The 12916-nt window shown below is 73.1% G+C and carries 14 protein-coding genes; 9 read left to right on the top strand and 5 right to left on the bottom strand.

Annotation, left to right across the window (positions count from 1 at the left end; genetic code table 11):
• Positions 1-40: 40 nt before the first annotated feature.
• The 3 genes from IPH07_02400 to IPH07_02390 all read right to left on the bottom strand — a co-directional run bounded on the left by IPH07_02400 (position 41) and on the right by IPH07_02390 (position 2997).
• Positions 41-601: a hypothetical protein gene (locus IPH07_02400; protein MBK6916229.1), complete on the bottom strand. Its 561-nt coding sequence runs from the start codon at positions 599-601 to the stop codon at positions 41-43.
• A 109-nt stretch (positions 602-710) separates the two neighbouring features.
• Complete coding sequence (locus IPH07_02395; protein ID MBK6916228.1) at positions 711-1703, bottom strand: hypothetical protein; 993 nt, start codon at positions 1701-1703, stop codon at positions 711-713.
• Between the two features lie 130 nt (positions 1704-1833).
• Positions 1834-2997, bottom strand: a complete 1164-nt coding sequence (locus tag IPH07_02390) for a triacylglycerol lipase (protein ID MBK6916227.1) — start codon at positions 2995-2997, stop codon at positions 1834-1836.
• Positions 2998-3200: 203 nt separating this feature from the next.
• On the opposite strand from IPH07_02390, the gene IPH07_02385 reads away from it, so the two are divergent.
• Positions 3201-4166, top strand: a complete 966-nt coding sequence (locus IPH07_02385; protein ID MBK6916226.1) for a S1 family peptidase — start codon at positions 3201-3203, stop codon at positions 4164-4166.
• A 39-nt stretch (positions 4167-4205) separates the two neighbouring features.
• Here IPH07_02385 and IPH07_02380 read toward each other — a convergent pair whose 3' ends face one another.
• Both IPH07_02380 and IPH07_02375 read right to left on the bottom strand, forming a co-directional pair.
• Positions 4206-5885 carry a hypothetical protein gene (locus IPH07_02380; GenBank protein MBK6916225.1) on the bottom strand — a complete coding sequence of 560 codons (1680 nt, stop codon included), beginning with the start codon at positions 5883-5885 and terminating at the stop codon, positions 4206-4208.
• 14 nt (positions 5886-5899) lie between these two features.
• Positions 5900-7081 (bottom strand): prepilin peptidase, encoded by a 1182-nt coding sequence (locus tag IPH07_02375; protein ID MBK6916224.1) that lies wholly within the window; start codon positions 7079-7081, stop codon positions 5900-5902.
• Between the two features lie 63 nt (positions 7082-7144).
• Here IPH07_02375 and IPH07_02370 point away from each other — a divergent pair, with 63 nt between their 5' ends.
• The 8 genes from IPH07_02370 to IPH07_02335 all read left to right on the top strand — a co-directional run bounded on the left by IPH07_02370 (position 7145) and on the right by IPH07_02335 (position 12861).
• Positions 7145-7816: a hypothetical protein gene (locus IPH07_02370; GenBank protein ID MBK6916223.1), complete on the top strand. Its 672-nt coding sequence runs from the start codon at positions 7145-7147 to the stop codon at positions 7814-7816.
• Between the two features lie 118 nt (positions 7817-7934).
• Positions 7935-8168 (top strand): hypothetical protein, encoded by a 234-nt coding sequence (locus IPH07_02365; GenBank protein ID MBK6916222.1) that lies wholly within the window; start codon positions 7935-7937, stop codon positions 8166-8168.
• Positions 8169-8194: 26 nt separating this feature from the next.
• Complete coding sequence (gene rsfS / locus IPH07_02360) at positions 8195-9058, top strand: ribosome silencing factor (GenBank protein ID MBK6916221.1); 864 nt, start codon at positions 8195-8197, stop codon at positions 9056-9058.
• Between the two features lie 27 nt (positions 9059-9085).
• Complete coding sequence (locus tag IPH07_02355; protein ID MBK6916220.1) at positions 9086-9514, top strand: 23S rRNA (pseudouridine(1915)-N(3))-methyltransferase RlmH; 429 nt, start codon at positions 9086-9088, stop codon at positions 9512-9514.
• Between the two features lie 44 nt (positions 9515-9558).
• Positions 9559-10194, top strand: a complete 636-nt coding sequence (locus IPH07_02350; protein MBK6916219.1) for a ComF family protein — start codon at positions 9559-9561, stop codon at positions 10192-10194.
• Between the two features lie 68 nt (positions 10195-10262).
• Entirely contained in the window at positions 10263-10751 is a 489-nt protein-coding gene (smpB, locus tag IPH07_02345; GenBank protein ID MBK6916218.1) for an SsrA-binding protein SmpB, read from the top strand.
• Entirely contained in the window at positions 10748-11383 is a 636-nt protein-coding gene (locus tag IPH07_02340; GenBank protein MBK6916217.1) for a hypothetical protein, read from the top strand. Before smpB ends, IPH07_02340 begins: the two co-directional genes overlap by 4 nt.
• A complete protein-coding gene (locus IPH07_02335; protein MBK6916216.1) occupies positions 11380-12861 on the top strand; it encodes an AAA family ATPase in 1482 nt (493 codons plus the stop codon). Before IPH07_02340 ends, IPH07_02335 begins: the two co-directional genes overlap by 4 nt.
• The last annotated feature ends 55 nt before the right edge of the window (positions 12862-12916 follow it).

Genomic DNA, 12916 nt, shown 5'->3' with positions numbered 1-12916 from the left:
GTGTCGATGACGACCGCTCGGGGTCCGCCGGCGCGGCGCACTACGGCATCGCGCCGCCGTCGATCCAGTCGTCGAAGAGCTGGATGTCCGCGTCGGCCAAGGGTGTTCCCTCGACGCCGACGGGGTTGCCCATCATGTCGGTGCCCAGCTCGAGCGGCATCTGGCGCAGGATCGAATCGGTGCCGTGGAGGGCGCGGCTGAGGAAGCTGCCGGCCGAGTCGTTGGGCACCACGAAGCTCGAGTCGCTGCTGTACACCGGCGCCTGCGTGGTGAGGACCGTGTAGGCGTTGGCCGCGGTGAGGTCCATCGCCGCATAGACGCCGCCGGCCTCATGGCAGCCCGCGACGCAGTTGGCGTCGATGAGCGGCTGGATCTGCGTGACGAAGTCGACCTCGGCCGGAGCCGTGTCCGTGCTCGAGCCCGAGTCGGACGCGGTGGTCGCCGTCATGGTCGTCGACGCCGTGGTGGCGGACGTCATGGTCGTCGATGCAGTGGAATCACCTGACGAGCCGCTGTCGGCGGCGTCGTCGTTGCCGTCGGCCGGACATGCGGTCAGAGCGAGCAGCAGGGCCGCCGCGAGCGATGGGATGCGAAGGGACATGGTAGTTGGGCTCCTTTCGAGCGGGCGCTCGAGCGCCCGCGCCTTGAGTAACCCAAGTTGGACGGGGCGCCAACTCCCGCGACCCCAGCAACCGCGTTCATCCGCGGGTCTAGAAGCGACCCTGCAACAGCAAGCCTTGGGAGGTCTGTCCGATCGCGGGCACGATCGTCATGTACGCGCGCTCGCGGTCACGGCGGTACGCAGTGCTCGGCACGCCGCCGTCGGCGGCCTTGCGCTTCTTCGCGCCGACCACGATGAGCGGCAGGCCGACCGCGAGACCGACCACGGCGACGCCCACGCCGACGAAGCCGAGCACGTTCGCGCGCTTGCCGGCCTTGTCGAGCTCGTCGACCTCGGGATCGCCCGGCATGTGCTTCTCGACTTCCTTCTGCTTGCTCGAGCTGATCGCCAGGCCCGCGATCGCGATCGACGCGCCACCCACGCCCACGGCCGTGAAGATCGAGCCGGCCGCAATGAGCCCGGTCCCGGGCTTGGCGTCGCCCTTCTCGCGCTTCTTCTTCTTCTTCTTTTTCCCCGCGCCGCCAGAGGCGACCTCGGAGGCGGCGGTCTTCTCGGCCTCGATCTCCTCGATGAGCGCCTGCGCCCGCTCGATCTGCGCGTCGGCCTTGTCGATGAGGCCGGAGGCGTCGGACGGCGAGATGACCTGCCAGTCGCTGGTGACCTGACCGGCGTCGACCGCCGCGTAGAAGTGAAGGATGTCGAGCGCGATGCGGGTGGTCGCGATCGCGGCCTCGGCGGCCTCGGTGTCGCGGTCCTTCTGGGCCACGTCGAGTCGCGCCTCGCCGGCCTCCAACATGGTGATCGGATCACCGAGCTCCTCGGCGTTGCGCTGCAGCCCGTCGGCGACGTTGCCCATGTTGCCGGCGTCGCGCTCGGCCTGCACCGAGTCGCGGATCGCTTGCCGCTTGGTGTCGGCCTCGGCGCTCGACAGCGCGGGGTCGCTCGACTCCTCGACGGCTGCCTTGGGCTTCTTCTTCTTCTTCGCCATCATGGCGAACGGCGCCCCTGCGACGCCGACACCGTGGGCCTGTGCGGGCGTGGGCAACAGCGTGCCCGCACACCACGTGAAGATCAGCCCCATCGACGCGCTTGCGGTTCGCCTGCCTGCCACGTCACCGACGATATCACGAATGGCGAGGCCGCCCGCCAGCGCCCGGCCGCACCCGCCTTCGCCGCACTACGCAAAAAGCGACAAAAGGTGCGCAGCTTCGCTAGCCGTATCCGCCGCGAGCGTCGTCCCGCGCACCCGCACTGCGAGCGATGAAGCGCCCGACCGCCCCCCACAACGCCCGAAACCGCGTGCGATCGAAACCCGAGCGCGTGACCAGCCAGTCGACATGGCTGGCGCCACCGTCGGGGTCGCCGTAGTAGCCCATGACGTCGAGGTGGTCCGCGCGCGCGACGTGGATGATCTCGCCCCAGATCTGCGAGCGGGTCGGGACCATGCCGTCGTTGGCGGTGGGCGCCGGCACCTTGCCGTACGCGCTGACCAACGCCTCGACCTGCGCGTCGGTGAGCGCGCCCAGCCGCGACAGCGGCATCGGCGAGGTCAGGCGATACAGCGCGTGGTAGAGCGCATGGGTGAGCTGCGCGATCGGATCGAGGCCGACCCGCAGCGAGCCCCACACCTGCGGCGGACGGGCGCGCGTCACGACGCACGCGTAGTCGACCCCGGGTCGATCCTCGGCGGCGGAGTTGAAGAGGTCGAGGCCGTCGGGTGTGATCTGGGGCAGCAGCGCCTGGTCGCCGCGCACGTGGCCGAGGAAGCGCTCCAGCGACTCGGAGCGCTCGTCGTCGAAGTCGGCGAGCACCTGCTCGTAGAGCTGCTCGAGCACGCGACCGCCGAGCCCGACGAGATCGTCGAGCCGCACCAACAGCTGCGCCGCCCTCACGGCGCCCCGCAGCGGGCGCTTGCCTGCGCGCAGGCCGTAGAGCGTGACCACCGACAGCGTCTGCAGCAGCCGCTGGCCCAACACACCGGTCGCCAGCGTCGCCAGCGGTGTGCCGTAGTGCGGCGTCGCGACCGTGACGACCGAGCGCGTGCGACGGCCGATCGCCGCCAGGTCGGCGGCGGTCGGCAGCGAGACCTGCGGCGTCATCATGAGCCGCACGTCGAGGCCGCCCGACGAGTGCCCCACGAAGTGCAGCGGGCCGTCGCCGGGCGCGATGGTCTCGACCGCCTCGGCGAGGATCGCCGCGCGCGATCGCAGCGACGCGGTCGGCAGCGTACCGACGGCGCGCACGTCGGCGCGGATGCCCAGCTGTTCGAGGCGCACCGTCAGCTGCTCGCACACGCGCGAGAAGTAGGTCAGCTCGCCGAGGTTGTGGAACCCGAAGAAGCCGGGGACGAGCACGACGTGATGCAGTTCGGACAAGGGTCGCTCCAGCCCAGCATACGCGCGTGGTGGATACGCGCGTGGTGGATACGCGCGTGGTGGATGCGCGCGTGGTGGTGGCACTTGGGCCCGATCGGCCGCGCGGGGATGCCGGCCGGCCCCGAGCTCGCAGGTGCCGCGGGGGCCCACTGCGGGCCTGCAGTCGACCAGCGCCGCCGCCGCGTGCTATATTGGCGAGATTCATGGGGTCACGGCGGCTGGGGTTCCAGGTGGCGATCGCGGCAGCGTGTCTCGGTGGCCCGGGAATCGCGGCGGCCGAGGTGCACGAGCTGAGGGTCGGCACGTCGATCGATCCGATCATCGGCGGCCAGGTCACGGAGCCCGGTGAGTTCGACGGCGTGGTGGCGATCCAGGCCGGCAACGGCCTGTGCACCGGCACCGTGGTCGCGCCGCGGCTGGTGCTGACCGCGGCACACTGCCTCGATCACCTGAGCAGCGACGCCGACGTCGTCGTGCACTACGGGCAAGAGATCAACCAGATGACGATCCAGGCCACCGGCTGGGGCGTGCATCCGCAGTTCTGTCCCGACTGCAAAGAGGACATCTACGACTACGGCTACGTCGAGATCGGCGCCGACTTCAACGTGCCGGGCGGCTACACCCTGCCGGTCGTGACGCAGGAGGAGTGGGACCAGGCCATGACCCCGGGCAAGGAGGTCACACTGGTCGGCTACGGCGACTCGTCCGATGACGGCGCGGTGCAGGGCGGCATCGGCATCAAGCGCAAGGTCACCACGACGATCCGCAAGATCAGCCCGGCGGGGCTCGAGTTCTACGCCGGCGGCAACGAACAGGACTCGTGCAACGGCGACTCCGGTGGCCCCGCGTTCGTGCGCGTGGCCTCGGGCGCGCTGCGGCTGGCCGGCATCACCTCGCGGGGCTCGAGCCCGTGCGGCAACGGTGGCTACTACGGCGCGCCCTACCCCGCGCTGTGCTGGATCCGCGATCAGACCGACGTGGACTTCCTCGGCTTCGAGTGTGCCAACTGCGATTGCATCGACACCGCACCGCCCGGCGATGACAGCCGCTGCGCCGTCGCGGGCACGCCGCGCTTCGACGATGCGCGCGCGTGGCTGGTGTCGCTCGCGGTGGTGCACGTCGTGGGTCGACGGCGACGTCGTCGTGCCGCCGCCGTGCGCCCGCGATAGCAGCCTGCCCGAGTTCGCGCCGTGTGCCGCCGGCCGCTGCTAGCGACGGCGCTTGCTGCGGCGCGACTTCTTCTTCTTCTTGGACTTGGGCACCGGCTTGCTCGGCGCTGCGACCGGCGGCTCGTCGGCCTCGACCACCACCGCTTCGTCGTCGGCCCCGGCCGGTGCCGCGCCGGCCTCGAGCGCCGGCCCTGCGTCCGCGGGCGCCTCGGTCGGCGGCGCGGCGGGCATGATGATCGGCGGCTTCGCCGGGCCCATCGTCACCTCGGTGAATGCCTCGAGCGCGCCGCCCTTCTCCTCGAAGTGACGGCCCTTCACGATGACCTCGGTCGGCTCGTGCTCGGCCAGCACCAGCAAGAAGCGGTGCGGTGCCTTCACGTCGACGTCGACGATCTTCACGCCCGGCGTGTACCCGACCAGCAGGCCCAACGTCGCGCCGGCGGTGTTGCTGCGCAGCTCGAGCGCCGCGGTCTGTTTGGAGGGCGCGCGCGAGAGCTTGGGTGCGTCGTGCTCGGGGATCGGCGGCACCGCAGCACCGGGCGGCACCGCGTCGAGGTCCATCACCACCGGGGCCGCGAGCTCGGTGCCCTTCACCACGCGCACGCGCGGCGCGAAGCCGGGCGCCGTGACCAGCACCATGTACTCGTGATCGACCGGCAGCTGCTCGAAGCGGGCGACCGGCCCCTCGCGCAGCTCGAACACCCGCGCGCCCTTGGGCGTGCTCGCGATCTCGATGGTGCCGTACTCGACCTTCGCCCGCTCCTGCTCGGCCTTGCGGGCCTCGAGGTCGGCGACCTCGGCGGCCTTCGCCTCGGCGTCGCGCTGCGCGATGACGTCGCCCTGCAAGAGATCGGTCTGGGTCGCGACCACCCATGCCAACGCACCGCCGAGCAGCAGCGTCAGCGCGATCCACAGCACCGGCAGGCGGCCGCGCCGCGGCGCGGGCTCGGCCTCGGCGACGGCCGCGGGAACCTCGGCACGCGTCGGCAGCGGCACCACCGGTGACACGCGACTGACCAGCGGCGACGCGAGATCCAGCTCCGCGGCGACGAGCTGCGCCGACACGGCCGGGTCGCCGGGCGCGGGGAAATCCACCGTCGCGCTCGCGGTCGGCAGCGCCCCGGGCTTGGGCATGGTTGCGATGACCGGCGTCGGGCGCCGCGGCCCTCGCGGCGCGACCGGCTTGGCGGTCGCCGACGGCACCGACGCAGGTGGCGTCGGCACCGACGCGGCCGCGACCTCCGCCGCAGGATCGCCGTCGAAGAGATCGAGCAGGCCCTCGAATTCGTCGAGCGCGGGTGAGGCGTCGGCGGGCGGCCCGTCGGGCTCGAGCAGGTCGGCGAGCGAGGGCGGCGGCGGCGGGACCGGGGCCTTGCCCGGCGCGTGCGTCCGGCTCGCCCCCGGCGGTGGCATCGGGGTCGACCGCGGCGGTGGCATCGGGGTCGGCCGCGGCGGTGGCATCGGGGTCGCGCGTGGCGGGGTCGGTGGGGACGCGACCACGGCGGGCGAGCTCGCCGGCGACGGCGCGAGGTCCGAGGGCGTGGCGTCGATCTCGATCTCGGCCTCGGCCTCGGCCTCGGTCTCGGCTGGCGCGGCGATCGACGGCGCGGGCGCCGGGCTCGACGTCGCCACGGGCAGTGCGACGTCGGGCGGCGCGATGCGTGCGCTCCACTCGAGTGCCGCGAACAGATCCGGCGCCGCGCGGCTGCCTGCGTCCATCGTCGCGCAGAATATCAGGTCAGCAGCGCCTGCAACAGCGCATCGATGCGATCGGAGAGCAGCACGTACTCCAGCGCGGCGACGCCGAGGAAGGGCCCGAACGGCACGTGGGTGCGCAAGACGTCGGGGTCGGCGTCGCCATCGATGCCGTCGCCGGCGTCGCCATCGGCGTCCGAATCGACTGCCGGATCGGGTCCGTGATCCGGTCCGTGATCGGGTCCGTGATCCGGTCCGTGATCCGGTCCGCCTGTGGGGGCCGACGACGGCATGTCCTGGGGCTCGCCGCCGTCGGGCGACGCAGCGCGGTCGTCATCGCGGCCCTTCGCGGCACTGCGCGCGGACACCAGGCCGTCGCGCCCGTGGACCTCGTGCAGATCGGAGTTGGCGATCGACTTGCCGAGCCACAGCATCGGCACCGCCACCAGCAGCCCCTGGATCGCACCGGCGCCGATGCACCACGCGAGCCCGACCGGACCGCACCAGGCCCCGACCATCAGCAGCAGCTTGGCGTCGCCCAGACCGAGCGCCTCGATCCCGCGCACGCGCAGGTACAGCCAGCGGATCGCGACGAAGCTGCCCCACCCGCCCAGCGCCGAGCCGATCGCGGCTTGCCAGGACACGCCCAGCACGTCGGGAACCAGCAGCGACACCGCGACACCGACGACCGCCATCGGCAGCACGATCGCGTCGGGGATGATCCACAGATCGAGATCCACGAACACCACCACCAGCAGCGCCATGCACAGCGCGAAGTGCAGCTGCCATGCGAGCACGCCCGGGGCCCCGCCGGCCATCAGCGGCACGGTCACCGCCGCCATGAAGGTCGCGAACGACAACAACCCGCCGAGCAGCTCGACCATCAGATAGCGCGGCGAGAACTTCGCCTTGCAGCGGCGACAGCGTCCGCGCAGCAGCAGGTACGACAGCACCGGCACGTTGTCGAAGCCCGCGATCGGCACCCCGCAGGCGGGGCACCGCGAGCCCGGCCGCACCACGCTTTGTCCCCGCGGGACCCGGTAGATCACCACGTTGGCGAAGCTGCCCCACAGCGTGCCCCACACGAACGCCAGCAGCCCCGACCACGGCGACAGCAGCAACCACAGCCACGGCTCGGCGACCTCGACCGGGAGCTGCGGCGTCGGAATCGGTGCCATGGCGAGGATCGCGAGCACGCCCAGGCCGGTAGCATACGCCATGCCCCCCGCGCGTGCCGCCCGCGTCGCGGCGGGTGCTGCTATCCTCCGCGCCGCAACGACGCCATGACGGTCGCCACGCCCGAGTCCCCATCGCCGACGCGTCGCACGACGCTCGCGCGCCTCGCCGCCGCGCCGAACCGTCGCGTGGCCGCGTTCGCGTGGGCCATGTTGTCGATCGCATCGGCGTGCGGCGGCGACGATGCGGCCGACGAGCAGGCCGCCGCAGCGAGCCCGACCACGCCGCCAGCCCGCAGCACGGCGCCGGCGAGCTGGGACGTCGCGGGGGTGCTCGGCGCCTGCGGCCTCTCGCATGCGCGCGCACGGGCGGTGCTCGGCCCCCATCGGCTGCACGTCACGACCACCACCGCGCTCGCGCCCGAGGGCGATCCCGCGACCCACGAGGCCGCGGTCGGCGAGCGCCGCCCGTTGTCGGAGTCGATCACCGACGATCTCGACCTGGTGTGGGCCACGACCGCCCCCAACCAGCCCCGCTTCTCGCTCACGCAATCCAACAATCACGATCGCGGCCGCGCGGTGGTCGTCGACGGCGAGCAGGTCTACACCCGCGACCACGGCCGCGACTGGTACGTGGCGCCGCTGCAGTCCGACGTGCACGAGCTGTGGCTCGACGACGCCGCGCGTGCGGTGCACGACGTGCTCGCCCTCGCGGCGCCGCAGCTCGCGGTGGCGGCGAGCTCGACCCCGGGGCCGGCATCGCCGGCGGCGACGCGATGACCATCATCCTCTCGCGCAGCGCCGATCGCGACGACGCGCGCGTGCCCGCGACGGTGCGCGCCGACCCCGCGCGGCGTGGCGTGCCCAGGCCACCATCGACACCATCGACGGCACGCTCGTGCTCGACGCGACCAGCGGGGTGTGGCTGTCGGCGACGGTCACCGTGGCGTATTCGACCCCCGGGCCCGACGGCCGGCGTCTGCGCGGTCGGGTCGAGCTGCGGGGCGAGACCACGCCGATGGCCGCCGAGGCCGCCAGCGTGAGTGTCCCCGCAGGTGCGCTGCCCCTGCTCGAACGGACCCGCTACGAGGTCGAGCGCGAAGAGCTCCTCGACGGGCTTGCCGGCCGGTGAAGGCCCGGGCTACAACGAAAACGTCAGTGACCAAGCATCCGGCGCAAACCGAAGAGCGGGCCGCACGGACGACGGCCCCCTCGGGCCGCGCCGGTGAGCCCAAGGACATCGCAACCTCGCGCGCGACCCTGCCCGTCGCGTTGGCCGCAGCGCTCGACGCTGCGATCGACAAGGGCGGCCGCGCGCCCGCGATCCTGCACGTGGCAGAGATCGCGGGCTACACCGACTACGTGTTGCTGGTCTCCGCCCGCAACGACCGTCAGGTCGCAGCCATCAGCGAGGCCGTGACGCTGGCGGCCAAGGCCGCGGGCGCGCGTGTGTGCGGCACCGAGGGTCAGGGCGAGCACCTGTGGGACCTCGTCGACTTCGACGACTTCATGGTCCACGTGTTCTTCCACCCGGTGCGACTGCACTACGACCTCGAGAGCATGTGGAGCGACGCGCCCCGCGTGCCGCTGGGGCTCGCCGCGGAGATCATGGACACCACCGATCTCGACGATCTCGCGCTGCCTGCGGTGCTGCCGAGCTATCGCGGCGATGCCACCTTCGGCGGCTTCGACGACGAGTTCGGGCCCGCCGGTGCGCCGAGCTCGGGCGCGAGCTGGCAGCCGCCCGCGCGCACGCGCCTGGGCCGACGACCGGCCGCCACCGACGCCGAGCACGCCGCCGACTCCATCGTCGGTGGCGACGCGGCCGCGGATGACGAGTTCGAGGGCGACGACTTCGACGACGACTTCGACGACGACTTCGAAGGCGACGACGAGCTCGAGGGCGATGATTTCGACGACGACTTCGAGGGCGACGACGAGCCCGACGCCGACCCGGCGTCGGCGGACGACGCCCCCGCGGCTGACACCGACGCGCCCCCGTCCGGCGGCCGTCGCAGCTAGCCATCGGCGGCGGGCCGGGGATCACCGTTGCGCCTCACCGTGATCGCGCAGGGCCGGCGGCCCGATCCCCTGCTCGCGGATGCGTGCGACGAGTACGTGCGACGCGCCCAGCCGCTGCTGCCCTTCGAGGTGGTGCACCGCGCGACCGCCCGCGCGCAGTGGGAGTTCGCGCGCAGCCGGGGCGGCGTGGTCGTGTTGCTGGACGAGCGCGGCAAGCAGTGCAGCTCGCCCGAGCTCGCGCAGCTGATCGCCAGCTGGCAGCGCCAGGCGCCCAAGCACGTGGCACTGCTCATCGGTGCCGCCGACGGCTTCAGCGACGACGAGCGACGCGAGGCGCAGTCGCTGCTGGCGCTCTCGCGCCTGACCCTGCCGCATCGGCTGGCGCTGCTGGTCGTGTGCGAGCAGCTGTACCGCGCGGGCACCATCCTCGCGGGACACCCCTATCACCACGGCTGACGCCGGCCGCAACGCCGCGTCGTCGATGGCCGAATCGCGAGGGCATGGCGCTGCTCGAGCTGCTGCTGCCGCCGGTGTGCATGGCATGCGGCCTGTTGCTGCGCCGCGATCGCACGCCCGAGCTGTGTGCGACCTGTCGTGCGCAGGTGACCGCGACCGGCGAGGCCGCACCGGCGGCCGGTGCCATCAGTGCCGCGTTCCTCTACGAGGGCCCGCTGGCGCTCGCGCTGCAGCGCTGCAAGTACGGCGGCGACGCGGCGCTCGCCGGGCCGTTGGGCCGCGCGCTGGCGGCCGCGCCGGGCTGGCGCTGCGATCGCGACGGCGTGGCGTGGACCGACGTGGTCGCGGTACCGATGCACTGGCGTCGTCGCCTGCGGCGCGGCTTCGATCACGCGCGCTTGCTGCTGCGCGCCGCGTGCATGCAGGGCGGTCCGCGGCGGCGAGACTCGCTGCGACGGGTTCGGCACGGCACGCCCCAGGTCGAGCTCGGCGCGAGCGCCCGCGCGGGCAACCTCGACGACGCGTTCGCGGTGTCGATGCGCACGACCTGGCTCGGCCGCCGCGTGCTGGTGGTCGACGACGTCACCACCACCGGCGCGACCCTGCACGCCGCCATGGCCGCGCTGCGAGCCGCCGGGGTCGAGGCCACCGCTGGCCTGGCGCTGATGCGGACCGCCTGACGACGCCCACGTCGGGGCTGCGCTTGGGCTTGCCCCGCGCAGGGTAAGCCGCGTAGAACTCTCGTCGCTTGTCGGGCAAGGGTGCCAGCGCGAAGAAGGCCGTCGGCGGCGAAGAAACGCTGTGCGTCAATCGGCGCGCGAGCTTCGACTACGAGATCCTCGAGCGCCACGAAGCCGGCATCATGCTGCTCGGCAGCGAGGTCAAGTCGGTCCGCGACGGCCGCGTGAGCCTGACCGAGTCGTGGGCACAGATCGAACGCGGCGAGGCGTGGCTCGTCGGTGCCCACATCGCCGAGTACGTGCTGGCCCACCGCCGCAACCACGAGCCACTGCGGCGCCGCAAGCTGCTGCTGCACCGCCGCGAGATCGACAAGCTGTTCGACGCGGTCAAGCGACAGGGGCTCACGCTGATCCCGCTGCGGGTGTACCTGAAGGGCCGCAACGTGAAGCTCGAGCTGGGTCTGTGCCGCGGCAAGCAGGCCCACGACAAGCGGGAGAAGGTCAAGGAGCGCGAGCACAAGCGCGAGGTCGACCGCGCGCTGCGGGAGCGGCGGTGAACGACCCCCGCGAGCTCGCGCTACAGACCGCCTCGCGCTGGCTCGACACCGCGCGACGACGGGCGCTGCGGGCCGACGAGTGCGCCGAGCTGGTCGACGCGTTGGGCATGGTGCCAGGCCTGCTGCGCACCGCGGTGCAGTCGCTGTCGTGTCAACGCGACGCCGCCGCGGTCGAGGCGCTGTTGGCCCTGCCGCCCGGCGTGCCGGGCTGGGTCGAGGCGCTGTACGGCGCGTTCGCCCACGGCGTGGCGCGACCGCAGCGGGACGGCGCCGCGTCGGTGCCGATGCTGGCGATGGACTTCCGTCGCGCGCGCACGGCAGCGTTCGACGACGCGATCGGCCGCGCACGCGCGGTGTTCGGCGACGCGCTCGAGCAGCTCGAGGTCGACGGCCGCGAGCACTGGCGCTTCGTCATCGATGCCCGTCGCGGGACCTTGGCCGGGCGCGCGGCCGCACTCGCGCTCGACCTGCAGTGGCTACACGGACGACTCGCCCGCATCAAGGGCACCCGCACGTGGCTCAACGGTTGGTGCTTCGACGCCGCCTCACCGGTGCGACCGACGGTGCAGATCCACCTGCTGCGCGCGTGGCTGAGCTGGGCCGCGAAGCAGATCCACACGGCGGCGCCATGAGTGCGCTGCAGCAGTTCGAGGCTGCGCTCGCGCGCGCGCTGCAGGCGGGGCTCCGCGGCGCCGTGATCGTCACCGACGAGGAGCACCGCGCGCTGGCCTCGCTCGAGCAGATCGCCCGCGCGCTGGCGTGGCCGAGCCACACGTGGAGCGCGGCCTCGGGGGTCGACGCCGACGGTAAGCGACGCAGCCTCGCCGAGCTGCTGGCGGGCCTGCGCGGGGGCAGCGACGATGCGCTGTGGATCGTGTTCGACGGCGGCACCGCGCTCGACCCCGTCGCGAGCCGGGCGCTGCGCGAGGCGGCGCAGCGCGTCGACGGCCCCGCGCTCGTGCTGGTCGAACCCACCGCGGGCGTCGCGATGACGCAGCGCGTGCCGGAGCTCGCGCGACTCGAGCTGCCGGGGCCCGACGCCGCCGAGCTCGAGGCGCGAGTGGCCGAGGTCGGCGCGGCGCTCGAGCGCGGCGGCTGGGCCGGCGCACGTGAGCGACTCATCGCCGCCAGCCGCCCGATCGTCCGCGCGGCGCTGGGCCTGCCGCTGCACGCGTTCGAACGACTGTTGGCCGAGGCCGTGCTCGTGCACGGGCTCGATCCCGCCGCCATCGCCCGCTTCGTCCGCGCCGCGAAGCCGCACGCGATCGCCGGCAGCGGGCTGCTCGAGTCCGTGACCCCGCGGCGCCGCGACGCCATCGGCGGGCTCGACGGCTTCCTGCGATGGCTCGCGCAGCGGCGCGCGAGCTTCGAGCCCGAGGCCGCGGCGTGGGGTGTCGGCCCCGCGCGCGGCTGTCTGCTGGTGGGCGTGCAGGGCTGCGGCAAGAGCCTCGCTGCGCGGGTGTGTGCCCACGAGCTCGACCTCCCGCTGCTGCGCCTCGAGCCGGGCCGACTGTTCGGCGGCACCGTCGGCGAGAGCGAGGCGAACCTGCGGCGTGCGCTCGCCGAGGTCGACCGGATGGCGCCGGCGGTGCTGTGGATCGACGAGCTCGACAAGGGCTTCGCCGGCGCCGACGGGGCCGCCAGCGATGCCGGCACGGCTGCGCGCGTGCTGGGCGGGCTGCTCACCTGGCTGCAGGAGCGCTCACGACCGGTGTTCGTGGTCGCGACCGCCAACCGCGTGGAGCTGCTGCCCGCCGAGCTGCTGCGACGCGGTCGACTGGACGAGATCTTCTTCGTCGACCTCCCCGGCGCCGACGAGCGCGAGGCCATCGCGCGCGTGCACCTGGGCGACGCACCGGCCAAGGCCCAGCCCAGCGCGGCCGAGCTCGGCGAGCTGCTCTCGATCGCCCGTGCCGCCGAGGGCTACTCGGGGGCCGAGCTCGCGGCCGCGGTCGCGGAGGCGCGGCTGGCCGCGTTCGGCGAGCGCCGTCCACTCGCGGCCACCGATCTGCGCGCGGCCATCGACGCGATGATTCCGCTGTCGGTGCTGCGCGCCGAAGACATCGAGCGTCTGCGTCGCTGGGCCGAGCGACGAGCCCGACGCGCGTGAGGCTACCCGGGATCCCGCGCGCGGGTTTGGGCACGCGGCGAAATCGCGTACGCTC

The organism is Deltaproteobacteria bacterium (genome assembly GCA_016709225.1).
Classification (GTDB): domain Bacteria; phylum Myxococcota_A; class Polyangia; order Nannocystales; family Nannocystaceae; genus Xiheibacterium; species Xiheibacterium phototrophicum.
Note: the sequence above shows the minus strand (reverse complement) of the source record. Positions and strands in the feature narration are given on the sequence as shown.

Coding starts and splice junctions, on each gene's coding strand:
- IPH07_02400 (MBK6916229.1), bottom strand. CDS start 601: ATGTCCCTTCGCATCCCATCGCTCGCGGCGGCCCTGCTGCTCGCTCTG.
- IPH07_02395 (MBK6916228.1), bottom strand. CDS start 1,703: ATGGGGCTGATCTTCACGTGGTGTGCGGGCACGCTGTTGCCCACGCCC.
- IPH07_02385 (MBK6916226.1), top strand. CDS start 3,201: ATGGGGTCACGGCGGCTGGGGTTCCAGGTGGCGATCGCGGCAGCGTGT.
- IPH07_02380 (MBK6916225.1), bottom strand. CDS start 5,885: ATGGACGCAGGCAGCCGCGCGGCGCCGGATCTGTTCGCGGCACTCGAG.
- IPH07_02375 (MBK6916224.1), bottom strand. CDS start 7,081: ATGGCGTATGCTACCGGCCTGGGCGTGCTCGCGATCCTCGCCATGGCA.
- IPH07_02370 (MBK6916223.1), top strand. CDS start 7,145: ATGACGGTCGCCACGCCCGAGTCCCCATCGCCGACGCGTCGCACGACG.
- IPH07_02350 (MBK6916219.1), top strand. CDS start 9,559: ATGGCGCTGCTCGAGCTGCTGCTGCCGCCGGTGTGCATGGCATGCGGC.
- IPH07_02335 (MBK6916216.1), top strand. CDS start 11,380: ATGAGTGCGCTGCAGCAGTTCGAGGCTGCGCTCGCGCGCGCGCTGCAG.